Source organism: Bradyrhizobium sp. Tv2a-2, from assembly GCF_000472425.1.
Taxonomy (GTDB): Bacteria; Pseudomonadota; Alphaproteobacteria; order Rhizobiales; family Xanthobacteraceae; genus Bradyrhizobium.
This window is the reverse complement of the sequence record NZ_AXAI01000006.1, coordinates 276,656-299,221: the sequence shown is the minus strand read 5'-3', so window position 1 is coordinate 299,221 and position 22,566 is coordinate 276,656. Positions and strand designations below refer to the sequence as shown.

General features: G+C 58.6%; 19 protein-coding genes. 9 read left to right on the top strand and 10 right to left on the bottom strand.

From position 1 onward, the window contains the following. Window positions 1-54: 54 nt before the first annotated feature. Window positions 55-1,101, bottom strand: coding sequence for an AraC family transcriptional regulator (locus A3AI_RS0114605; protein WP_051382402.1), 1,047 nt, complete (start codon window positions 1,099-1,101; stop codon window positions 55-57). A gap of 159 nt (window positions 1,102-1,260) precedes the next feature. On the opposite strand from A3AI_RS0114605, the gene A3AI_RS0114600 reads away from it, so the two are divergent. After that, complete coding sequence (locus tag A3AI_RS0114600) at window positions 1,261-1,827, top strand: LabA-like NYN domain-containing protein (protein WP_024516297.1); 567 nt, start codon at window positions 1,261-1,263, stop codon at window positions 1,825-1,827. A 128-nt stretch (window positions 1,828-1,955) separates the two neighbouring features. Continuing rightward, a complete protein-coding gene (locus A3AI_RS0114595) occupies window positions 1,956-3,026 on the top strand; it encodes a maleylacetate reductase (protein ID WP_024516296.1) in 1,071 nt (356 codons plus the stop codon). Window positions 3,027-3,534: 508 nt separating this feature from the next. Here A3AI_RS0114595 and rfaD read toward each other — a convergent pair. The 3 genes from rfaD to A3AI_RS0114570 all read right to left on the bottom strand — a co-directional run bounded on the left by rfaD (window position 3,535) and on the right by A3AI_RS0114570 (window position 6,955). After that, window positions 3,535-4,515, bottom strand: coding sequence for an ADP-glyceromanno-heptose 6-epimerase (gene rfaD, locus A3AI_RS0114585; RefSeq protein WP_024516294.1), 981 nt, complete (start codon window positions 4,513-4,515; stop codon window positions 3,535-3,537). A gap of 351 nt (window positions 4,516-4,866) precedes the next feature. After that, entirely contained in the window at window positions 4,867-5,166 is a 300-nt protein-coding gene (locus A3AI_RS0114580) for a hypothetical protein (protein ID WP_024516293.1), read from the bottom strand. 1,591 nt (window positions 5,167-6,757) lie between these two features. Further along, complete coding sequence (locus A3AI_RS0114570) at window positions 6,758-6,955, bottom strand: hypothetical protein (RefSeq protein WP_156927781.1); 198 nt, start codon at window positions 6,953-6,955, stop codon at window positions 6,758-6,760. 1,156 nt (window positions 6,956-8,111) lie between these two features. On the opposite strand from A3AI_RS0114570, the gene A3AI_RS0114560 reads away from it, so the two are divergent. Next, entirely contained in the window at window positions 8,112-8,381 is a 270-nt protein-coding gene (locus A3AI_RS0114560) for a hypothetical protein (RefSeq protein WP_024516291.1), read from the top strand. Between the two features lie 537 nt (window positions 8,382-8,918). Here A3AI_RS0114560 and A3AI_RS0114555 read toward each other — a convergent pair. Beyond that, window positions 8,919-9,362, bottom strand: a complete 444-nt coding sequence (locus A3AI_RS0114555) for a cupin domain-containing protein (RefSeq protein ID WP_024516290.1) — start codon at window positions 9,360-9,362, stop codon at window positions 8,919-8,921. 601 nt (window positions 9,363-9,963) lie between these two features. Between A3AI_RS0114555 and A3AI_RS45270 the strand changes: the two genes are divergently transcribed. Continuing rightward, window positions 9,964-10,365 carry a hypothetical protein gene (locus A3AI_RS45270; protein WP_051382401.1) on the top strand — a complete coding sequence of 134 codons (402 nt, stop codon included), beginning with the start codon at window positions 9,964-9,966 and terminating at the stop codon, window positions 10,363-10,365. A 267-nt stretch (window positions 10,366-10,632) separates the two neighbouring features. Next, a complete protein-coding gene (locus A3AI_RS0114540) occupies window positions 10,633-11,226 on the top strand; it encodes a D-sedoheptulose 7-phosphate isomerase (protein WP_024516287.1) in 594 nt (197 codons plus the stop codon). 153 nt (window positions 11,227-11,379) lie between these two features. Here the strand turns inward: A3AI_RS0114540 and A3AI_RS0114535 are convergent, their stop codons facing one another. Further along, complete coding sequence (locus A3AI_RS0114535; RefSeq protein ID WP_156927780.1) at window positions 11,380-12,264, bottom strand: hypothetical protein; 885 nt, start codon at window positions 12,262-12,264, stop codon at window positions 11,380-11,382. Then, on the bottom strand, window positions 12,261-13,034 hold the full coding sequence (locus tag A3AI_RS0114530) for a Stf0 family sulfotransferase (protein WP_024516285.1): 774 nt from the start codon (window positions 13,032-13,034) through the stop codon (window positions 12,261-12,263). Before A3AI_RS0114530 ends, A3AI_RS0114535 begins: the two co-directional genes overlap by 4 nt. A 332-nt stretch (window positions 13,035-13,366) precedes the next feature. Here A3AI_RS0114530 and A3AI_RS49920 point away from each other — a divergent pair, with 332 nt between their 5' ends. Next, the gene (locus tag A3AI_RS49920) at window positions 13,367-13,966 is read left to right on the top strand and encodes a CatB-related O-acetyltransferase (protein ID WP_283807231.1); all 600 of its coding nucleotides are present in this window, start codon (window positions 13,367-13,369) and stop codon (window positions 13,964-13,966) included. On the opposite strand, the gene A3AI_RS0114520 is transcribed toward A3AI_RS49920, so the two are convergent. Further along, a complete protein-coding gene (locus A3AI_RS0114520) occupies window positions 13,961-16,381 on the bottom strand; it encodes a glycosyltransferase (protein WP_024516283.1) in 2,421 nt (806 codons plus the stop codon). The genes A3AI_RS49920 and A3AI_RS0114520 overlap by 6 nt on opposite strands. A 52-nt stretch (window positions 16,382-16,433) precedes the next feature. Then, window positions 16,434-17,060, bottom strand: coding sequence for a hypothetical protein (locus A3AI_RS48760; RefSeq protein ID WP_024516282.1), 627 nt, complete (start codon window positions 17,058-17,060; stop codon window positions 16,434-16,436). 843 nt (window positions 17,061-17,903) lie between these two features. Here A3AI_RS48760 and cysQ point away from each other — a divergent pair. Genes cysQ through cysN form a run of 3 tightly spaced genes read left to right on the top strand, consistent with a single transcriptional unit; the run spans window position 17,904 to window position 21,554 of the window. After that, on the top strand, window positions 17,904-18,719 hold the full coding sequence (gene cysQ / locus A3AI_RS0114510; protein WP_036048290.1) for a 3'(2'),5'-bisphosphate nucleotidase CysQ: 816 nt from the start codon (window positions 17,904-17,906) through the stop codon (window positions 18,717-18,719). A 13-nt stretch (window positions 18,720-18,732) separates the two neighbouring features. Continuing rightward, on the top strand, window positions 18,733-19,668 hold the full coding sequence (gene cysD / locus A3AI_RS0114505; RefSeq protein ID WP_024516280.1) for a sulfate adenylyltransferase subunit CysD: 936 nt from the start codon (window positions 18,733-18,735) through the stop codon (window positions 19,666-19,668). Further along, window positions 19,668-21,554: a sulfate adenylyltransferase subunit CysN gene (gene cysN, locus A3AI_RS0114500; RefSeq protein WP_024516279.1), complete on the top strand. Its 1,887-nt coding sequence runs from the start codon at window positions 19,668-19,670 to the stop codon at window positions 21,552-21,554. Before cysD ends, cysN begins: the two co-directional genes overlap by 1 nt. A gap of 168 nt (window positions 21,555-21,722) precedes the next feature. Here cysN and A3AI_RS0114495 read toward each other — a convergent pair whose 3' ends face one another. Then, window positions 21,723-22,037, bottom strand: a complete 315-nt coding sequence (locus A3AI_RS0114495; protein WP_024516278.1) for an H-NS histone family protein — start codon at window positions 22,035-22,037, stop codon at window positions 21,723-21,725. Window positions 22,038-22,566 lie beyond the last annotated feature (529 nt).

Here is a 22,566-nt window from a genome sequence, read left to right as displayed (position 1 = left end):
AAGTCATACCGCTAGTGAACCAAGGGACCGCCGCGCAGCGGTCTCTGGAACAAATCAAGCGGTCGTTGCGGTCCCCGCACCGGCACGCAGTTCGGTGGGAGTGATTCCATACCAACGCTTGAACGCGTGCGTGAAGGTACTCACTTCCCGATAACCCAGCAGCCAAGCAATTTGGGAAATCGACAGATCGCCGTGAGTCAAATACGACTTAGCAAGATCGGCTTTGCTCTGATCCAGTATCCCGGAGAAAGTCAGTCCTTCCGCTGCCAATGAGCGTGCAAGGGTGCGATGGCTTACGCCAAGCTCCTTTGCGACGGTTGACGCCTTGGCTTTTCCATGCGGAAGCAGGGGACCGATCGTATGTTCCACCCTCGAGCGAAGGCCGGTTCGTTCCGGCGTCCGACCTGCCAAGGCTTCCTCCGCGTATCGCAAAAGCATCTCGTGCAGGTATCGATCGGTGCCGACAATCGGCAGCACGTTCACCTGCGCAGGAAGAACGATTTCGTCAACATTCGCGCCGTATGTCACCTCGCACCCCAAAAACGCGCGGCACTCTGGTGGCGTCGACTCGCGGCGATGCCTGAAACTAAATCGTCGCGGCGCAAGCCGCGTTCCGGTGATCTGTCGGCACATACGTACGATCGAAAACAGCCAAAATTCAAATTGATGCCGGTCAGAAAGGCGCTCCACGCCCACATAGTCAACTGTGATGACCGCGCCGCTGGCCTCAAATTTGAGCTCAATGCCCTCGTTGACGATGCGTGTGTAACGTTCGGTGTTGCTCATCGCATCCGCGAAGCTGTCGGACGACGACAGAATATAGTAGAGCAGCCCGGTCTCGCGCAGATCAAAACTCTGGGATAGGCGAAATCCAAGAAGATCGTCTTGCAGCGCATCGGCTGCAAGCTTCAAGAACTTAACCTGGGCCGAAACCTCGATCCGGCGACCGGGGTCTTCAACTTCGCCTGCAGTCAGACCTGCCTTTTCCAACAAGGGGGCCACCGGCAAGCCAGCGGCGTGCAGTCTTGTGCATGCCATTCGCGCAAGAGCCCCGGTTGCACTTGGAACTGCGTGTAGCGGTGACTTTCTGGGAAAGCTCATGCCAATTACCGCCCTGTCGTAGGGTCGCGAGGTAGGCACTAAAAGTCAAACAATTGGCTCAAGATAACAATGCGCGAAACAGCACATCCCCAAAGTTGCCATCGACGCATTCGATTTGATCAACACTTCTTCAGTTTAAGAAATTTGAAAAGGAAGTAAATGGCAGCATCCCAGCCATCGTCCAGGATCGGGCTCTTTATTGATGGTCCCAATCTCCATGCAACGTCCAAGGCACTCGGTTTCGAGATAGACTTCAAGCGCCTGCTCGGGGAATTCCAACGCCTCGGATCAGTGTTGCGCGCGTTCTACTACACCACCATCTCCGAGGATCAGACGAACTGTTCGTTTCGTCCGCTGGTCGATTGGCTCGACTACAATGGCTACACGGTCGTCACCAAGACTGCCAGGGAGTTCCACGACACGAGTGGTCGGCGCAAGATAAGGAGCAACATGAATATCGAACTCGCGGTGGATGCGATGGGGCTCGCAAGACAATTCGATCAGATGGTGTTGTTCTCCGGTGACGGCGACCTCCGCTCGCTGGTCGAAGCCGTGCAGCGGCGCGGCGTTCGGGTTACCGTGGTCTCGACGATTTCGAGCCAACCGCCGATGATTGCCGACGAGCTGAGGCGTCAGTCTGACGCGTTCATCGACCTTGCCGCGCTGCGGCCCAAACTCCATCGCAACACGTCAGAGCGTTCGGCCGCGCGTGCACCGGGGGCTTGAACACGGATGATAATGGCGGGTTAATTTCGTGCCTGGCCTTTATTTCTGCCGCTCGTAGGGCAAAATAGCGCTCCGCCGACACGCCGTGACATCGGCATGGTCGAATCCCAGCCATAAGGCGCGCACCCGTGATTGGAAACTTCTGCTTCGAGAACCTACCCTGCCGCGTCGTGTTCGGCAGCGGCACGCTCAGTGCGGCGGCAAGCGAGATCGAGCGGTTTGGCGGCAAGCGCGCGCTGGTGCTGACCACACCGCGGCAGGACGACAAGGGGCGCAGGCTCGGCGCCGCGCTCGGTCCCTTGTTCGCAGGCATTTTCCCGGGCGCCGTGATGCACACGCCGGTCGCGGTGACCGAGCGGGCGCTCACGGCGTTGAAGGAATGCAACGCGGATTGCGTGGTTGCGCTCGGCGGCGGCTCGACCACCGGGCTCGGCAAGGCGCTCGCGCTGCGCACCGGGGTCAACCAGCTCTGCATCCCCACGACCTATGCCGGCTCGGAGATGACGCCCGTTCTCGGCGAGACCAAGGACGGGCTGAAGACCACGGTGCGCAACATCGCCGTGCTGCCGGAGAGCGTGATCTACGACGTCGATCTCACGCTCTCGTTGGCGCCTCACCTCGCCGCGACGTCCGGCATCAATGCAATCGCGCATGCGGCGGAGGCGCTCTATGCCCGCGACGGCAATCCCGTGATCGCGCTGATGGCGGAAGAAGGCATCCGCGCGCTTGCTCACGCGCTGCCCGCGATCGCGGCAAAGCCCGACGACCGCGAGGCCCGCACCGAGGCGCTCTATGGCGCCTGGCTGTGCGCGGTTTGCCTCGGCGCCGTCGGCATGTCCCTGCATCACAAGCTCTGCCATACCCTCGGGGGCACGTTCGACCTGCCGCATGCGGAAACCCACACCATCGTCCTGCCGCATGCGCTGGCCTATAACGCGCCGGCCGCGCCCGAGGCGATGCAGCGGATTGCGCGAGCGCTTGGTGCCGGTGACGCCGCGTGGGGGATCCATGATCTCGCCCGCAGGCTCAATGCAAAACTTGCGCTGCGCGACATCGGCATGCCCGATGACGGTATCGACCAGGCGGCCGACCTTGCCGTCACCAATGCCTATTGGAATCCCCGTCCGCTCGAGCGCGAGACGATCCGCGACCTGATCGCGCGCGCCTTTGCGGGCGAACCGCCGGCTCCAGCCGAATGACATTCCCAAGCCACCGGCCGGCGGCCGCTAATCTTTCCGGGCAACCCACCGGTAATCTTAAACGGTTAGGTTAAGATCGTCATTTCTTTGTAACGCACAGGCGATGATGTAAGGACTGAGACCGCCGCGACCCGGCACGCAAATTGCTTAATTTGATTGATTGAGTAGCGCCTTTTTGGATTGACCATGACTTTTCAGCTTGTTTGTGCCAAATGCGATAGCGTCGGTGTGATCATCGATCACGGAGAGCTGGCGCCCGCCTCCACCGTTGTCAGGTGTAGCCATTGCGAAGCGGCCCGAGGCACCCTCGGCGAGTTGCGGAACCTCGCGATCTCAGGCCGGCGCGACTTGTTCGATACGGCCGGCGCGACGCATCTTAACTAGGCTCCTCCCGCGAACTGCGCCTGGAGCTTTTTGGGTTCTGATTGAATCAGAACCGAAGCTCTCGATTCCTGTTTTTACACGTTTTCTTCACGCGAACCGGTGTCCACTTCGCTCGAAAATGCTCTTAGCGGAAGCGGTCGGCGGCTGCCAAATAGCCTTTGACATAGTGGCTGACGGCATCCTCGAGCGCCGTGAAGCCGCCATTGTAGCCAGCCGCACACAGCCGATCGACCCTGCTCTCCGTGAAGTATTGGTAGCTGTCGCGGATCTCCGCGGGCATGTCGATATAGTCGATGTCCGGCTTTTTCCCGAGCGCCGCAAAGGCCGCCAGCATCATGTCCTTGAAGCTGCGCGCCTTGCCGGTGCCGACATTGAAAAGGCCCGACACGGAGGGCGTGGCGAGCAGCCACATCATCACCCGCACGACGTCGTCGACATAGATGAAATCGCGCCGCTGATCGCCGTCGGCGATGCCGTCGCGATGCGACTTGAACAGCTGCACGGTGCGGCCGTCCCTGATGTCGTCGAAGCGGCGCGCCAGCACGCTCGCCATCGTCCCCTTGTGGTATTCGTTGGGGCCGAACACGTTGAAGAATTTGAGCCCTGCCCATTGCGGCGGCAGTTTCGCGCCCCGCTCGTCGCGCGCCACCACGGCCATGTCGAACAGATGCTTGCTCCAGCCGTAGAGGTTCATTGGGCGGAGGCGCTTGAGCGCCGTCAGCGACTGCTCGTCGCCAAAGCCGGCCGCGCCATCGCCATAGGTCGCGGCGGACGATGCATAGATCAGGGGTGTCGCGGTCTCGGTGCACCAGTCGAGCAGACGCATGGAGACATTGAAATTGGTCTCGATGACCTCGTCACCATCGGTTGCCGTCGTCGAGGAGATCGCGCCGAGATGAATGACGGCGTCAAGCCGCCTCCCCTTCAGCCAGCCATCCAGTTCGGACGGGGCTACGAAGGCGGCGAGCTGGCGCTTGGCGAGGTTTCGCCACTTGCCTTCGCTGCCGAGCACATCGCACACCGCCACGTCGGTCCGGCCGGCATCATTGAGCGCCGCCACGACATTGGAGCCGATAAAACCGGCGCCGCCGGTCACCAGTAACATTCCATTCCCTGCCTTGCTTCTCTCGCACGGCAGCTTTGCCCCACTCCGGTCGCCCGTGCAACTCGCGGCCGGCGCGGTCCGCCATCGTCGTCAACGGAACGGGGAATTTGGAGCAGCATGCAGGTTAACCAGCCGCTCAAATGGAGCTGCGCCCCAGAAAAAGATCAAATATTTCAATTAATTAATGCTCTATAGCCCTAACTCCCGACGCGAGCAGGGAACGAAACTGCGTAAGAACAGGGAATTTGGCGCGATGCAGGGATTTCCAGAATGCCTGATCAGCTGGGTCGTCTGGGCATGTCCCGCCCCGACGTGCCGGAGACGGCTAGCCCAAAACAACGCTAAGCCGACCTAATGATAACCCGAGATCACGCACTCCAAGGGCTGAGCGCATCGCTCTATTCGGGCAATGTCGTAAACATCGACGGCGGCTAGAGCCGCAAAAGTCGTCAGCAGAACCAGAGCCGCAAGATTGGCGACCATTCTCTTGCGAAAGTCGTCTGGACACTCGCGGCGCATTTCAAATCGCGAGAGGTCGAGCAGCCGACAAATGTCCTCTTCAAAGCGAGTCTTGTCCTTGCGATCACGGCTGCCAAATGTCCGCGGACGAAAGCACAGAATCTTCGAATTGTCTTTCTGATCGGCTTCCATACAGCGATCTCGGCAGCTACGCCCGATCACGAACCCGAGCGAAACGCGTCCATCGCGTGGGCCATAAGAATACCGATGCTCAGAATGACGAAAGTACCTGCAAGAGCCGAGGCCATGTACCATCTCCTTCTCAGCCTTGTTAAAGGGATGAGCGCTCGCACAGTCAAAACGATTCAAACGCACGAACGTTGGTTCTGTGCAGCTGATGAGTTCGAGCCACAGCGGCCCGCTCGCAACATCCGGAACGCCTCCGCGTAAACAACACGGGAGGAAGGATGCACGAGCTGGCACCGCTTATGCGGCATGCCAGCGGCGAAACGCCGCTTCGTCTTATCTGCGTTCGGGTGAGGTTGGCGCAAGGTCTGCCGACTTCACGATCAGTCAAATCGAGGAGATGATTGGGGGGCGCCCAAAAGGGCCGGGCAAATGAGCGTCAAAAAACGTGCGCCGTCGGGCTCGAAATGTGGTGTCCCGCCGGCGCCTGTTGCTGGGCCCCTGAAATCCCCAGCCCTTGCGGTGTAGCAGATCCCGCGCCTATCAGATGTAAACTGGCTCACAAGTCGTGGCCGGTCGCTAAAAAAAACCGACCACACCCTCCGGCTTCGAATGCTCGGCCGTTCTGTTCAGAAGTGAACGCAGAGCGTCGCGTGCCAATCTGCCGCATTGCTGCAGGCGCCGGGAATATTTTGACTGTCAAGCTGGTCCTTGTTGGTCATGGGCACGGCAACCGCGTGTGCCGCCAGTCTCATGCCCCGGAGGCGGCAGGAAGGATGAGCGACAAGCAGAGGCGACAGGATCCACCGCCATGTCCCCGCTGTGGAACCAAGACAAAGCTGGGCGCCGTGCTCCTTAGAACACAGAGCGGCAAGCCGGCTTGGGTCTTCGGTTGCGGCAAATGCGCCATGGTCGTGTGGCATGACAAGGCGGAGCCGGATCAGTCAACGTAAGCTGGTGGCGACCGAAGCCCGCACGTTCCGTCAGGCTCACTCGAATCGAAGCATCAAAAGGCAGCAGGCGGACTCTTCCGGATTTTGTGTTGCTGATCCGGCTCCGGAGACAAGACTTTTGGGCACTCCGCAGACGCGGGACAAAAAGGCCGCCGGCGCTCTCACGTCGGCGGCGCAACAAGCCTCGAGCTTTCGTTCGTTCGGCGGCAGAGACTGCCGCGGATCAGTTTCGTTACCTGCTTAGCACGCCGAGGCCGGTATCCGGACCCCATTCCAATAAGGTGTAGCCGACCTTCTTCCCGGCGCATTGCGACCGCTGAGCTTCGTGCGGCCGGTCTGCCTCTGAACCAGACGAACCACGCTCTCACACTCGGGACATTCCAATATCTGTAGTTCGTAATCTCTGGTCAGCGGTTCGACACCAATGAGCCGTCGGCCTAAACAACAAACAATGCATGGCTGCAAACTATATGACTGTAAAATCCCCGCCATCGCGCAATCTCCTTTGACAATGCGCTAGCTGGCTACCCCGCATCAAGCTTCCTTGAGATTGGGCTGATTCGCAATTTGCGTCAGGGTGCCGATCTTCCTGATACCCCAGAAGTCCCCGAAATCCCGATTGCTGTGAGTTCGGCGCCACATTATCATTGTCCGGGTGTCAGGGAGATCAGGTGAAGTACGCCGCACGCGGCCAAAGGTTCTTCCTCTCTGACCCCGCTTTTCAACATTTCAACAAGGAAAGCGGCGAGCTGACGTCTTGCGACCTCCTTCGATAAGGTCTGTTCCTGACCGGCCGTGTAGTAGCGTTCCCACGCCAGATCGAACGCTCGGGCGAGCAGCATGGTAGTTAGTTCTTGATCCTCTGGCGATCTGTCTCTCAAAATCGGCTCCATGGGCTGAACAGCTCGCCCACGCGGCAGAACAATGAACGCGCCGCTGATAAGTATTTTCAATCCAAACGACACAGACTAAGCCGGCTTGGCCGACCCAATCAAGGGCAACGCGATCGACGCGGACGCGCCCACCGGCCGGACCGAACCTTCTTCGTGCCCTTTGAGCACGGGCAGATTGGTCCCGATCTGTTTCGAAACGCCGTCGAACTCTGATCAGAAGGCCTGCACGTAAGCGCTGGACTATCCGCCCGTACCACGACGGATTGGATCAAGAGCCATGTCGCGAGCACCTACACGATCGAACGGCGCGAAGCTCGTTCCGATGCCCCCTGAATCCTAAGTCTGCAGTCATTAACCAATCGTTAACCACCTGAGGTCCAGGGTCCGCATCGGAATGCGGCTGAACCGGTGGCCAATCCGGCAGTCGCGAGAAGCGACTGCGTAACGCCCCCCGCCTTTTCTCGGGGGCGGCTGGTCGAGTGGGAGACTCGCTATCCCCGTTATTATTGGCAGTTGAAAACCACTGGACGAACAATCGCGACGGGGTTGCTATCTTTTCGACAAACAATGCCACCGGGAGACGTCCATGCTGGATACGATCCTTGATATGGTGCTGGCGTTTGACGCACTGTGCTTTACCCTTTTGATCGCTGACGAAATCAGATGGTCTCTGTCCCGCCTCCGGCGGTGAACGGCCAAACGATGGTCGACAGGCCTCGGCGGCTTCTACCCGCGCGAACATGTCAATTAACTTGGATTTTTTCGCTTCGCTACCAAGCTACCTACGGGCCTGCGAGAAGCATTTTGCTCGCTTCATTCACGTTCCTGCTGAATTGCAAAATATCGATACTGCTTTCTTGCGAAGAATGGTCGCGAATCGGGAACAGTCTGACGGAGAAAGCGACACCAAACCGGCGGTGGCACCAAAACTCGAAAGGCGCCTGGATGGGTGCGCGCGTGGGCAGCGGTTCGGCATGAGGCAGAGCAATCGGGAAGCGTCACATGCGAAAGCCGCGGCCAGACCGCATACGAACGGAGCGGAAGCTTTGATCTGGTGGATTGGAAGCTTGTTGGTACGAGCGGCCAGTAGAGCGGCTGCGCGACCATGCTGATCGAGTTTGACCAAAACACCATGGCCAACATGACGGCTGCATTAGAACATGTCTGCAAAAAAATCCCGGTTGATAAGGACAACCACGACACGCGCAAGCGCATCGCTGACGCCATGGTAGCTTGTGCGAAGGCAGGAAGGCGCAGCTACGTAGACTTCCAGAACGCGGGCTTCCGATCTCTGGACGACATCACCCGGTCGGCTCGCTTCGACTGGTTCGGGTTTAGATGGCTGTCTTCCATCGGCGCGTCTTGGCTGCGTTGACAGCCAGATCTGCGCCAGGCGTTGCTCGCGCCCCTTCCACGGGCGTTCTCTGGGATCCAGTACGGGCTCTTGCCAGCCTGAGACATCACGCTCACGCCTCCTGATCCGCAGACCGCGATGGGGCGGTCCCCGCCGGCCGCAATCGAGGTCGCACGCGGCTGGACGCCCTGCTTGTCAAGTCTTTTATTGCCGGACTAGCGCGGTGCCAGTGATTGACGCTCCGGCCCGCCATTGCCTTTATGGCTGGCGTAATCAGTTGCCCAAGAATGATGGCAGCACCGGTAAGGCCGAGCGGTCTGCGAAACAAATATCAGGGAGGAAAGTGCAGTGCGCGAAAGGACCAAGCCTCAGCAAGAGCCTAAACACGCTCGGAACCTACTCCGCCAAGCCAAAGCGCCGGAAAACAACCTGCCCGACGTCAGGCCGGAGAGCCGGGAGATCGTGAGCTTCTATTCGCCAGAAAGTTGGCTTGATAAAATCCATCTTGGCTTCCCGCGCGCAAACTGTTGGTGATAGATCAAATGATCTCGCCGTCGACTAAAATCTCAGCAGCTGTCCCCTGGACAGCCTGAAGAGCATTTGATTGAGCCTGTTGACGGCGCGGACCACGAAGGTGAACCCGAGCGGATTGGTCTGGCGCAAAAAAGCGACCTTCTTCACATAATCCTCAACGTACCATTTCGCGCGCGCGCCGCTACGGAAAAGGATCACGTCACCGACGCCATAGCGCTTCGGCGGCATGCCGTCGCTTTCCAGTACAATCGATCCTTCCAGGATCACGGTGGTCTCGTCGACATCGTAGTACCAATTGAACTTGCCCGCGGTGCAGGACCAGATCAGGGTCGTCGCGGCTCCGTCGGCGCTTGCCGACAACAGGTACGAGCGGGCCTCTGGATTACCTTCGATGATCCAGGATGGTTCAATCGGTGACGGCGTGAGATTGACGTTACAATGGCCGGACTCAATGTGCGGAAGCGGCATTGTCATCTCAATAAATACAGTCTGCACGCCAAGCATCCGATAAGCGCTGCCAATTTTCAATTGCAAATTATTTGTTGGACTGCGACAAGTTGCGTGCCGGTCACACGAACGCCGCCCAAAATGGCGAAGAGCCAAAGTAGGCGCCGCTTGCAAAGCTGAGGTGTGAGCCCCCACGGCGGCCGAGCCAGAACGCTCACCACGCCGGCGTCGGCGGTAATCTTGATCGGTGATGTTAACCCGCAGATTGCCTCTAAGCATTCCGCGGGTTCCGGCGCGAAAAGGCGCGGAACCGCTATCCACGACGCCTGCGCTGCAGCGCTCATCCTGCTCGCAATCGGGCTTGCCATGGGCACGATCAGCGCGAAATGACTGGGTCAGTAGTACCGTCACCACATCGAACAGCCAGACCGCAGGCCGTTGATAGAAGCATCAGGGCACCTCTTATGCGAGATCGCGGCGCCATCCGCGGCGCGCCCCGTTTGCGGCTCGCTTGGAACCCTTGGGGTTCCGCAGCTCATGCGCCTCCAGGCGAATTCACCGCAGTAGCGACGCTTACAGAAACATGGCAGGCTTCGTCGCAGCACGGCGGGGAACCTTAGCTATGACGGCTGAAGGAGAAGTCGAAGGCCTTATGGGGAAGCTCGCTCGAGCGCTTAGCCCGAGGAACACTTCTCACGAGGCTACGCGCATTTCCACAGTTCAAAACGAGACGCCGAGCAAGTCACCCAGAGATGCCGAAATCTCTAGCAATGCTCCAGTACAGGAGCCTACCGCTAAGCGGACTGTCACGCCTGAGCACCTCCAAGACGTCATCCTTGCCGGACTTCAGAAGATCGCGGGTTTCCCTCAGAACGGGGTATCCATCACCGTTTACGGCTTCAGGCCTTGGAACGCCATGATCACGTTCGCCCCAGGTTCGGTCTCGTCGAAGACCGCCGCTGCATACCGAGAGATGTTGCCGCAACTGATTGAAGAACTGCGGAAGCAGTTCGATACTGAATGAGCAATTGACGCTGAAACGGCTGGTCGTGCGTCGCCAGCCCTGCCCGTCGCCTTTCCTGTGTGCTCGACACGTCATGACGTAGGCCTGATTGTCAGACACTTCGCAACGCCCGGTCGCGCCTGCGGAGCTCCCAATGAATGAATCTTATTTCATTTGTTTGATGAGCGCAGAGCGCCCTGGGAAGGTATCCGACGGCAACGGGTTGCCTATCTTGCCTAATGGAGGCGTCACAAGTAGCAAGACACGCTACAGCCCCTGCGGTGAGTCTTGAGCGAACCAATCACAGACCTGATCGACGCGCATCTGAAACGATCCCTGGTGGCGCTTGAGCGCGCGACGCAGGATACTGCGATGCTCGACTGTGCACGCAAGGTGGCAGAGACCATCGTCGGAGCACTTGTCGCCGGCAACAAGCTTCTGATCATCGGCAATGGCGGCAGCGCCGGTGACGCTCAGCACATCGCCGCCGAAATCGTCGGCCGCTACAAGCGCGAGCGGTCGGCGTATCCGGCGCTGGCACTCACCACGGACACCTCGGCGCTGACGGCGATCGCCAATGACTATGGCTACGATCGGGTGTTCGAGCGCCAGGTCGAGGGCTTGGGACGGCCTGGCGATGTGCTGCTGGCGCTGTCGACCTCCGGCCGCTCGCCGAGCATCCTTGCGGCCTTGCGCACCGCACGCAAGCGCGGACTTGTCACCGTCGGCTTCACCGGCAGCAGGGGCCAGGCCATGGGGCAGGATTGCGATCACCTCCTGATTGCGCCCGTGGACGAGACGGCTGTCATCCAGCAAGTTCATCTGACGGTCGCCCACGGTATTTGCGACTACGTCGAGCAGGCGCTGGACGCGGCCACGTAACGGTGTCGGCGTCGGCAGTTTCCTATCGCTGAATAGACCAGCTGCATACGTCGGCAAAACCTTGAGATCTGCCGGTGCTCCCACGCAACTTGCTGCGCCGCTGTGAAGCCCATGCCGCCGCGAGTCGCGGTCCCGACCGCCCAGGCATCCCGATCACTTGAGCACGGCTTGCAGGCTGTAGGAACTCCATTCCGTTTCGAGACGGACCTGTCCATAAAGCGTGTTGCCGAAATAGGCAGCCGACAGGAACCAGTTGTCCAAGTTCGGATCGATGCCAACGCCGCTTGTGGCAATCAGGCTCTGGACGGCGGGGAGGATGTCGAGCTTGAGCTTGCGGCTGTCACCGACAGCCCAAGGCTTCGGAGCAGTATCGGTCACCTGATTGTATCCGAAACGGCCGTTGGGACGGCCTCTCGCCCACCAGAACGACTTTGGACTGAGGTTAAATCCAAAAAGCGAGATCTGGTAGAAAAACACCTGCTTGGACACTCTGTTGGTAAAAACCACACAGACGATCGACAACGATTTCGAAACCGCGCATCTCGAGCTGCCGACCAGACTGGCCTGATTCAACTTCAGGCCGATCTCTTGAGTAAGCGAGCCAATCTTCGAAAGCGGTACGGACATGATATTGTCATGCTCCGCCGCCGGCAAACCCGGGTTGTTTCCCTTGGTGTTGGATCCGATGAATCCATCGAATTCGAGCGGCGTTCCGCTTCCCTCACAGCGAAGCTGCTCGCCGTTTTGCGTGATCTTGAAATGCGGAGGCGCGCCGTAATCGATCTCGACAACCAGGCCATCGTTTGAGGCCCGACCGTCTTTGAAATCCGCGATATCACCGCTCGGATTATTCCACTGCGCCACGTGCCAAGCTGCTGACTCTCGTGCTGCTCCATACAATTCGCCGTGTTGCTCAACCGGATGGATTGAGAGCTTCTCGGTCGGCGGGTCAAAAACCGGCTCGCACCTGGCGGCTTTCGCCGCGATCGATAGGCCGAGCACCGTGAGTAAGAGGAAAACTGCGGATTTAACTGTCATAATTGCGCGCTGACGCCGAGGAATCGGCTCCTCCAGGCGTTGTTCACGGAATCAGATTGTCTTTGCGTGCTGGTTCGCTCAAAACAGTCAGGCGGCGCCTGCATTTCAAGCCACTCGCATAGCATCCGCATGACGGTTTCCGTGTGGGACGTCAGCTGCTCGTAACCGACCGGAAAATGATCAAGCCCGTTGATTGCGAAAAATAGCCGAAATAACTCTTGTTCGCGGGCAAGGTTGCGAATGATCATCTCCAACCTGTTGTGGTTGAAGTCGGCCTCCGCCACCGCGCCGGTTGGCTGCATGTAAGACGTCCACTGGCCGGTTCGCGACGCGATTTCCAGCGAGATGGCCTGGCCCAGCAGGTCGGCGCGTTCGGAAACAACAAATCTGGAATTGGGCATCAGGTCATCGAGCAGACCGGCCTGCTGAATGAGCGCTATCTGCGTAATCGCAATCTTGCAGGCAAAATTACCGTTGACGCTCAGCGTATCAGCCAAGCCGACAAAGTAATCATAGAAACTGCTGAGATCGCCTTTTCGAATATGAGTTAAAGCCGTATCGAAGTTCAGGAACTCACCCGCAATATTGACCTGCTTTGTCGAGCCAAGCAGTTCTGCCAGAAAGTTCGACCCGGATCTGTTCGTGAAGCACAAGAATATGATCTTTTTGCAACGTCGGGGGCGCAGACGCTTCTTTGACGGAATGAGGTAAGGGCGCAATTGTTCAATGTGAACGTTCTTTAAATCGTAGACCTCTTTCGGAATGCGCATAGAACTCCCACTCACCCCATCCAACCTGGCGCGATCCGGCTGCTCACCGACAAGACCTCTCTTGAGCGAGCCAGACGGGCCGAGACGCCGCCGCCGGCCTGCCCCACGCTGTCATAGTTTGCACAGAAATTATTACGGTTTTTACTTTGCTGAACCAATCATGCATCTTGGCTTGTAGATTATTTCGCGGGAATTGAACAAGGAAGGCAATGGTCAGAATAGACAGCGCCCTGAGGTCGAAACTGCAGGAGGCCCGGATTTCGACCCTGCATGCCGGTGTTTTCGATCTTCCGGCTGATACCGTCTTCGAGCCGCCTTGCAGCATAAAATGGATGCGAGCCGAGCATAGCCTGCGCCTCGGTGCCTTCTCCTATGCGGTCAGCGGCTATTATTTCGGAGCAGCAATCGGGCGCTATGTTTCGATCGGCGAACAGGTTCAGGTGGGGCGCGGCAGCCATCCAGTGCGATGGGCCAGCACGTCGCCGGTATTCTACCAGCGCTACGAGGCGGTGTTGAATTTCTCGCTACCGGAGGCCGCAAGCTACAAGACAAATGCCCCCTACATTGCGCCAAGGATGACGACCATCGGCAATGACGTTTACATCGGCCATGGTGCCTTTCTCGTGCAGGGCGTGACCATCGGAGATGGCGCCGTAATCGGCGCCGGCGCTGTGATCACGAAGGATGTGCCGGCGTTTTCCATCGTTGCCGGCAATCCAGCGCGCGTGAAAAGCATGCGTTTTGATGATACGACCATCGAGCGAATGCTGCGCGTCAAGTGGTGGAATTATGCATTCTGGGATCTGCCCCAGGCGCCGGTTGCCGACCCGAACGCATTTCTCGACTTTGTCGAAAGTCGAATGAACGCGGGCATCAAACCCTACGCGCCGTCCAAGATCGCTCTGCGATCCTTGACGGACCAGAGCCTATGACGCCCTGTCGACGATGGTGGGCAATGCCGGCTTGCCGCCGTCCCCTACCCCCGTCGGATAGCCATAATAGTGCGCCGGGTTCTCCGTTATGCGCCGCATGCTTGGAGCGCCATTCTCCTTTTCAGTCCGCAGCTCCAGCAGACTGTCATTGATGAAACTGAAATTGAAGCGCTCATTGAAGTCGATCAGCGCGCCCCACCCGGCCTCGCTGATGCGCTCCGCAGGAGCGCCGATATCAAATGCGACTGGAAAAAGCCGGTGATTGAATGCATCCGACAGCGTGTAAAGATAGGTTTCGGGCCAGACCGAAGGGAAGAATGCAATGTCGGGCGCATAATCTTCGATTTCGGTTTGAAGCGCCTCCTGGGAGTAATAGGGGCCCGTAATGGAGACGTTGAGCTTTCGCAGACGATCGTCAATGTCGGTATAGCCTATCACCCGAAAGTCCAGCTCCAGCTCGCGGCGCATGGCATCCGACGCACAACCAAACAGGACCGATGAGCCCTTGTGAGGGCCGATCGCGCCGATCACACCCACGCGAAGTATCTCTTTCGACCGCGATGCACTTCTCACTCGCCAGCGCCGCTGCTTGCCCCGCTTCGGTGTGGGCTCCAGATGGGGCTTGGTTTCTATCGAGATGGTCCGAAGAAAAGGCTGAAGCCGCGTGCGGGCGTCTTCGGACGGCACGAAGGTCCGCTCCGCGCAGCCAAGCAACTCAAGATAACCGGCTCTATAAGTCGCAATACTCGAAAACTCCTGTACGCGGCTCGTCGAAAGGCCGATCCTGGCGCAAGCGTTGCACTCCACGGGCCCCGGGAGACCACAATAATCCTCAGAGTCGTCAATCAACTGGTTCCGGGGACAGATCGGAGAATAATCGTGGATGGTACTCACAATCCTCACCCCCCAGCTCCTGAGAGCCCGAAGAACAGACGCAAGCTTCTTGATGTTGAATCCGACCGCGCTATGCAAATGAACCACGCAATTGCGCTTGTCCTTGAACAGCACCTCGAGTGACTTGAGAAGCTCGCTTTCGTTGAGGGCTCCAAGATTAGGAAGGTAGAGCGGATTCCTTTGCAGATTAAGCGCGTACTCACCTGACTTGATCCGATTGGGGGTGAGAGCCAGCACGCCGAAATCACCGTCAAGCATCTCGCAATGCTGTTTGATATGGGTGTCGATGCCGCCACCCTGATTATGAGAGATCAGCAAGAGCACGTTATCCCGATCCAGGGCAAACGAGAGCCTGGCCAGATCGAGCCTTTGCCGGACTGCTTTCAGTGGATCCCGGCTCACGAAGCGCTTGATCGACGCCTCGTACCGCGGATGTTTTTTTAAGAGCGAAATGTAGCCCGACTTCTGCTGCGCGGCGGCGTCGAGGGCAAACGAAACTTCACCGGTATGCCGCACCAGCACATCGGTCGCAGCAACATTCTTCCATCCCATCTGCGTTGCCCGAATGCAGAAATCATTCTCCTCGCCGTATCCCTTGGCGAATGTCTCGGCATCCAGTTCTCCAACCTCGCCATAGCAATCTCTGTGGATGAACATGCAAAATCCGACGCCGGTCGGGACTTCCACGCTGCAGCCTTGGCCCACGACGGAGGCGGCCAAGTCCAGATCACGCAGGGAGAGTTCTATTGAATAGTTGTTGCTTGCGTTCGGATCCGGATAGCTGAAGATCGTCGCATTGTTTGACAGTGGCGTGATCGTGCCCACCCGGCCATTTTGGGCATGCGCACAGATGCGATCGAGCCACCCGTCGTAGACAATCGTATCTGAATTGAGCAAAAGCTTGTGCGCCTCCCGGTCGACGGCCATCCCTTTGTTGGCCGAGATGACAAACCCCTTATTTTCAATGTTTTCGATGTAAAGAAGCAGCTTACGACGTGCCAAGGCGTTGAGCAGCTTGGTCACTCCCGGCTCGGGACTCTTATCGTTCACCACAATCAGACGGAATGAGATCTGTACTTTGGCCGTCAGCACAGAGTAGATGCAAGCCGCCGTGTCGGCGAGTCCTCGATAAACGGGGACGATGACATCGAGGCCGCAGGCCTCGGTCCGCGGCGTCAAAGACTTCCACTGCGCTGCCCGGATCGGAGGAATAGGCTCTACGGGACCCATCGCCTCCGGTCGCGTTCGAAAACCCTTCGAGCGACCTTCCAAAATGTAGTGAACGAACGGATTGCCTGAGATCTTTTCGGTTGCCCCGGCCGCGATCATATAGAAACGCAACGAAAAAAATGGAGCGGGATCGCGCCGCTCACGCCAACCATAGTCACAGAAGTGGGCAAGAGGGTCGAGCAACGCCTCCGCAACGTCCGGGTTCGAGCGCAGATAGAAACCCCGATCGAAAAGGCCGCTCTCGGCGATGATGTCGTAGTCGTTTTTGACGCTTTGCTCGGCCAAACTCATAGGAGTTCTGTCGTTTCGAGAGCTGGAGGAAGTCATGATCCCGGAGGACAGTTCAGTCCTCGGAAGGTAACCGCCCCTCGCGTTCTCCGTAGCGATCAAAGTGCTCCTGGCACGAACCCAGCTCTCCAAACTCGACACTCTCACTGACATCAGGATAGGCACGCGCGTACCACGCTTCATCGACGATCACGCGAGCGGGCTTTCTGCCTTCGAAATAGCCGCTTTCGATAAAATGGTGCTTTGCCGAGCGAAAGACCCCTTGGGCCAAGGCCGCTTTCACGTCCGGATAATGTCTGAGATACCAGTCTTCATCGACGTGGACGGCACGCAGCATCATTCTGACGGCCTGCTCAATCCGATCTGAGCTTAGCGCAACCAGCTGTCCATCATCGCGCTCAAAGCCGAATACCTCGCGCAGCCGCGCGTAAGGAACCAGGTACGCATGCTGCTTGCGCTCCGCCGCGGCCTTCATCAGCAGCGCATTCGACACACGAGTTTCGTTCCGGAAATCCTCTTTGGCCTGCGAGGGCTGCAAATCCCGATTCCGCGTGGGCCCAGTGTCGGTGGGCGACAAAATCGAAGCGCTCAACACTCCTCCGCAAGTGTCGAGGGTCGGATCAACCGGCAAGCCGCTTGATGTTGCAGGCGCGACGGGAAGCGCGCTCTTCTTGAGATACATCGTCTATGAACTCCACTCCAACCGAGAGAGCAGCCCTGTCCGGGATACCCATCCAGAACCACCGCTATCGGACACGTTAACCCGATCTTTTCGAAACTAAGATGAAGGCGAAAGCGCATTATGCGCGGGTCAAGAATGTTTTATCCGCACGTTGTCATCGGGCCGTCAAAACACTCGGATAAATTACCGTGGGTAACTGCATGGGCCGTCGTAAGTGCTTGGGCCGTCTTGGAGTAGCAGGATCTAAATCCCGGGGCGCGTTTCAGCATTACTCTGCAGGTCGCCATTTTCTCTCGCGCCGTGATCTCCCAGTCCGCATGTCAGTTCATGCAGGTGTGCGTGCGGGTCTCGCCGCTTAGGGTCTCAATCCTAGCTGGGACTTGAGGCCTCACTGCCACAAGCTCGCGCTCAATGGCGGGATCCCAACGGAAGGCGCCCTTTTAGCACGTCAGTTCAAAGCGCCCCTTCGCTGGCCGCATATCTTTCTCGAACATTGCGAAATGGCGGGGTTCTCCAAGCGGCGGGGCGCAAGGCCCTACCGCGCGGTGATGCCCCCTCGCGGCCCGGTGCCAGAGCTTGAGGACCTATCCTAAGGACGCTTGGCCGGAGCCGTGCCCAGGAAGATTGCGGAACCAGTCGGAAGAGGGCGAAAAACTCCGATTTATCGTCTAAAAACAGAATGATAATGCCCGGCGTCTGGCGCATAGAGAATGACTGAGCCTTGCAAACATTGCCAAATGCATGCAAATCGCCCCATTCAGCGCGAGCAATATAATCACATGTGCTTGCTAGTTTTGCAGCGCCCAAGTTCTCGACAGCATGATACAGTCAGAAAGTTGCGCCTTGAGCGAGGAATGTGATCTGGACGAGCTTGACAGGCTCGCGCGGTTGTTCGGCTTGATTGCCGTTCGGGCCGGCGAGGTCATCATGAGCGTTCGCGCCGATGCCTGCCGCCCCGATTACAAAGCGGACGGCTCGCCGGTGACGGCTGCTGACCTCGCCGCCGACGAGACCATTCGCGATTGCCTTACGCGCAACCTGCCCGAGCTTCCGGTCGTGACTGAAGAGAGCTGCGCGGGAGCTGCTCCTGTGCAAGCCGATCGTTTCGTCCTTGTCGATCCGCTTGATGGGACCAAGGAGTTCATCCAGGGGCGGTCTGAGTTTACTGTCAACATTGCCCTGATCGACCATGGGAGGCCGGTTGCGGGCGCGGTCTACGCACCGGCGCTGCACCAGCTCTATGTCGGCGGCACGAACGCCTATAAGCTCGATACGCGCACCACCGACGGTGGCGAATTGTGCTTCAGCAAGATGCATCCGATTTCAGTGCGCCGCGTGCCGCCTGAGGGCTGCCGTGCCGTCGTGAGCCGCTCCCATCTCGACCCCGCCACCCGGCAATGGGTGGAGCGGCATGGGATATCCGATCTCGAGCCCTCAGGCTCCTCGCTAAAGTTCTGCCTGATCGCGGAAGGTTGCGCCGACGTCTATCCGCGGCTGGCGCCGACCATGGAATGGGACACGGCGGCCGGACATGCCGTGCTGCTCGCCGCTGGCGGTACCGTCACCGACCTGGACGGCCGTCCGATGCGCTACGGCAAACCTGATTATCGAAACGGCGATTTCGTCGCATGGGGCACGCCCCCGAAACTACAGAAATAAACGCATCTTCAAAATGAACGCACAAAATATCAACAAGCCTGACACCCACACCCTGCCGCGGCACCTGCGGCGGCTGGAGGCCGAATCCATCGAAATCATGCGCGACGTCGTCGCCGAGTTCAAAAAGCCGGTCATGCTGTATTCGATCGGCAAGGACTCGAGCGTCATGCTGCATCTGGCCGTCAAGGCGTTCTATCCGGCCAAGCTGCCCTTCCCCTTGATGCATGTCGATACCACCTGGAAATTTCGCGAGATGATCGCCTTCCGCGATGAGACTGCGAAGCGCCTCGGCGTCGATCTCATCGTCCATATTAATCAGGATGGCGTTGCGCGCGGCGTCAACCCGATCGCCTCGGGCTCGTCGCTGCACACACAGGTCATGAAAACCGATGCGCTGAAGCAGGCGCTCGATCTCCACGGGTTCGATGCGGCCTTCGGCGGCGCGCGGCGCGATGAGGAGAAGAGCCGGGCGAAAGAGCGTATCTTCTCCTTCCGCCAGGCCGGACATGTTTGGGACCCGCGCAACCAGCGCCCCGAGCTGTGGAACCTCTTCAACACGCGCATCCGGCAAGGCGAAACCATGCGCGTCTTCGCCATGTCGAACTGGACCGAGCTCGACGTCTGGGAATACATCATGCTGGAGAAAATTCCGGTCGTTCCACTCTATTTCGCCAGGCCGCGTCCCGTGGTCGAGCGCGGCGGCACGCTGATCATGGTCGATGACGACCGGCTTCCCCTACAGCCAAACGAAAAGCCGCAGATGAAGAAGATCCGCTTCCGTACGCTGGGTTGCTATCCCCTAAGCGGTGCCATCGAATCCAATGCGACAACGATCGAGGAGATCGTCGCGGAAATGCAGGTTGCGACCGTATCGGAGCGCCAGGGGCGCCTCATCGATACCGACGAAGCGGCGTCGATGGAGAAAAAGAAGCGGGAAGGCTACTTCTGATGGATACGGATGCGATTAAGGGCCTCGGTACAGCCGAGAAGGATCAGCTTCGGTTCATCACCTGCGGCTCGGTCGACGACGGCAAGTCGACGCTGATCGGCCGGCTCCTGCACGACAGCAAGATGATCTATGAAGATCAGATGCAGGCGCTGGCGCGTGACAGCGTCAAACACGGCACGACCGGTAACGACATCGATTTTGCGCTCCTGGTCGACGGTCTCGAGGCCGAGCGTGAACAGGGCATCACCATCGATGTTGCCTATCGCTTCTTCAACACGCCCCGCCGCTCCTTCATGGTCGCCGACACGCCCGGGCACGAACAATATACGCGCAACATGGCGACCGGCGCCTCCAATGCGCAGCTCGCCGTTATCCTGATCGACGCGCGCAAGGGCGTGCTGGTGCAGACCAAGCGTCACTCCTTCATCTGCTCGCTGCTCGGCATCCGCCATGTCGTGGTCGCCGTCAACAAGATCGACCTCGTCGACTACCGCAAGGAGGTGTTCGACCGCATCGTCGGCGACTATGTGGCGTTCGCCTCTACCCTCGGCTTCACCTCGATTGTGCCGATCCCGATGTCGGCACGCTACGGCGACAACATCATCAACCGCTCCGGCAATACCGATTGGTATCACGGCCCCTGCCTGATGGACTATCTCGAGAGCATCGACATCGAGTCCGAGATGCAAGGCCTGCCGTTCCGGTTTCCGGTGCAATGGGTGAACCGCCCGAATCTGGATTTCCGCGGCTATGCGGGCACGGTCGCCTCCGGCCATATCGCTGTCGGCGACGAGATCGTGGTGGCGGCTTCGGGGCGGAATTCGCGCGTCAAGCGGATCGCGACATATGACGGCGACCTGGCGCAGGCCGAGGCTGGCGATGCGGTGACCATCACGCTTGCCGACGAGATCGATATCGGTCGTGGCGATATCCTGGCGCGGCCGACCGAGCGGCCCGAGGTCGCCGATCAGTTTGCTGCCCATCTGATCTGGATGGACCAGGAAGCCATGGTCCCCGGCCGCTCCTATGCCTTCAGGATCGGCACGCAATCTATCGCCACCGGCAGCGTCACCCACATCAAGCACAAGATCGACGTCAACACCCGTGAGCATCTGGCGGCGACAACGCTGGGCTTGAACGAGATCGGCTTCTGCAACGTCGCAACGGCCCTTCCCGTCAGCTTCGATGCCTATGAGGTGAACCGGCGTACCGGTTCCTTCATTATGATCGACCGCTACACCAACCGCACGGTCGGCGCCGGCTTGATCACGTTCCCCTTGAGGCGCGCGACCAATATCGCCTGGCAGCCGCTGTCGGTCGGGAAAGCGGAGCGCGCCGAGCTAAAGCACCAGAAGCCCTGCATTCTCTGGTTCACCGGCCTCTCCGGCGCCGGCAAATCGACTATTGCCAACATCGTCGATCAAAAGCTGTTCGCAATGTCGCGTCACACCATGCTGCTGGACGGCGACAATGTCCGGCACGGACTTAACCGGGACCTCGGATTTACCGAAGCAGACCGCGTTGAGAACATTCGCCGAGTCGGTGAAGTCGCCAAATTGATCATGGACGCGGGCCTGATCGCGATCTGCTCGTTTATTTCGCCGTACCGTGCCGAGCGAGACATGGTTCGGGGCCTCGTTGAAGAGGGTGAGTTTATAGAGGTGTTTGTCGATACGCCGATCGAAGAATGCGTGCGGCGGGATCCCAAAGGGCTCTATTCCAAGGCGAAATCCGGCAAGATCAAGAACTTTACGGGCATTGATGCGCCGTATGAAGCGCCGACAGGGCCCGAGATTCATCTGAAGACAATTGCCCAGCAGCCTGCGCAACTTGCCGATGACGTCGTCAAAGCTCTGATCGAGCGCGGAGTTATCGCCGCAATCTGACCGAGGTTGGACGTCGCCGGGACCCACCGGGGCAGCCATGTCGCGTAGAATGCCGGCTATTGGCCCAACGGGATCTTCGTCTCTGCCTGCATACTTCTGAACACGTCGCTCCCGGACTTTAGGCGTCCGACACGCCTAAAGTTCCGCGATTGTCCAGATTGCGATGCCTTATGCGCGCTTTATCTGGAAGTCCTCGAGCTTCTTGCCGGACCGAAGCTCAGCAACCAGCCAGCGCGGCTGCTTTCCTCGGCCCGCCCAGGTCTCGCTGCGATTTTTTGGATTTCGGTATTTGGCAAAGACCTTCGGATAGGGCCGCTTGGCTTGCGCATGACCCCTCACTCCCGGGCTGACAGCAAGGCGCCGCAGGCGATCTTCGAGTGTTGCTTTTTCCGTAGCTATTTTACGGGTTAGCTCAGCTTCGACTTGCTCATGCAAGCGCCAGAGTTCATCCATTGAGAGGGATTTGAAATCATCGCTCTTCATGTCTCTCCCCAACTCATACTGATGTGTGTGCTTCCCACCCGCAAAACCTCCCCCTGCAAGTATGAACACGTGCAACAGTGTTCAACGTTAAACTGTTTATTCCTCAATTAGGTTTGCATTTTGTCGCCGGTATAATCTGCGGCCGAGCGCACCGGCGGGAACCTGGATTTGCAAAGAAGGAGGGGTATCAGTCAGTTTCAAGCGCAAGTTTCGGGTGGTTTCATCGTCACTTCTGTATTTCTGGCCTGGCGAGTGAAACGCGCCACGGCGAACATCCAGCGGATCCACTCCGAATGAACGCTATGCCGAGCCAAGGTGCAATGCACAAAATAGGCTGCACATAATGGCCGAGACGTATCGATCACGGTTATTGCCGCATTGTCGCTTCACCTATGCGCATGTCCTACCCACGGCCATCGCATCGTTGATTCGTCCGGCGATTTGATGGCGGTAGCTGCGAGGCATACTGCGCACATGGTGAGGTCGAGCGCGGTTCAATGCCATCGGTTCGAGCATGGACGCAGTTAGT

What these genes read in the sequence shown, in the direction of transcription:
- A3AI_RS49920 (WP_283807231.1), top strand. Translation starts at nt 13,367, where the DNA reads ATGCGAGCCGAGCATAGCCTGCGCCTCGGTGCCTTCTCCTATGCGGTC.
- A3AI_RS0114580 (WP_024516293.1), bottom strand. Translation starts at nt 5,166, where the DNA reads ATGGAAGCCGATCAGAAAGACAATTCGAAGATTCTGTGCTTTCGTCCG.
- A3AI_RS0114520 (WP_024516283.1), bottom strand. Translation starts at nt 16,381, where the DNA reads ATGAGTTTGGCCGAGCAAAGCGTCAAAAACGACTACGACATCATCGCC.
- A3AI_RS0114495 (WP_024516278.1), bottom strand. Translation starts at nt 22,037, where the DNA reads ATGAAGAGCGATGATTTCAAATCCCTCTCAATGGATGAACTCTGGCGC.
- cysN (WP_024516279.1), top strand. Translation starts at nt 19,668, where the DNA reads ATGGATACGGATGCGATTAAGGGCCTCGGTACAGCCGAGAAGGATCAG.
- A3AI_RS45270 (WP_051382401.1), top strand. Translation starts at nt 9,964, where the DNA reads ATGACGGCTGAAGGAGAAGTCGAAGGCCTTATGGGGAAGCTCGCTCGA.
- A3AI_RS0114600 (WP_024516297.1), top strand. Translation starts at nt 1,261, where the DNA reads ATGGCAGCATCCCAGCCATCGTCCAGGATCGGGCTCTTTATTGATGGT.
- cysD (WP_024516280.1), top strand. Translation starts at nt 18,733, where the DNA reads ATGAACGCACAAAATATCAACAAGCCTGACACCCACACCCTGCCGCGG.
- A3AI_RS0114535 (WP_156927780.1), bottom strand. Translation starts at nt 12,264, where the DNA reads ATGACAGTTAAATCCGCAGTTTTCCTCTTACTCACGGTGCTCGGCCTA.
- A3AI_RS48760 (WP_024516282.1), bottom strand. Translation starts at nt 17,060, where the DNA reads ATGTATCTCAAGAAGAGCGCGCTTCCCGTCGCGCCTGCAACATCAAGC.
- A3AI_RS0114570 (WP_156927781.1), bottom strand. Translation starts at nt 6,955, where the DNA reads ATGCTGCTCGCCCGAGCGTTCGATCTGGCGTGGGAACGCTACTACACG.
- A3AI_RS0114605 (WP_051382402.1), bottom strand. Translation starts at nt 1,101, where the DNA reads ATGAGCTTTCCCAGAAAGTCACCGCTACACGCAGTTCCAAGTGCAACC.
- A3AI_RS0114530 (WP_024516285.1), bottom strand. Translation starts at nt 13,034, where the DNA reads ATGCGCATTCCGAAAGAGGTCTACGATTTAAAGAACGTTCACATTGAA.
- rfaD (WP_024516294.1), bottom strand. Translation starts at nt 4,515, where the DNA reads ATGTTACTGGTGACCGGCGGCGCCGGTTTTATCGGCTCCAATGTCGTG.
- A3AI_RS0114555 (WP_024516290.1), bottom strand. Translation starts at nt 9,362, where the DNA reads ATGCCGCTTCCGCACATTGAGTCCGGCCATTGTAACGTCAATCTCACG.
- A3AI_RS0114560 (WP_024516291.1), top strand. Translation starts at nt 8,112, where the DNA reads ATGCTGATCGAGTTTGACCAAAACACCATGGCCAACATGACGGCTGCA.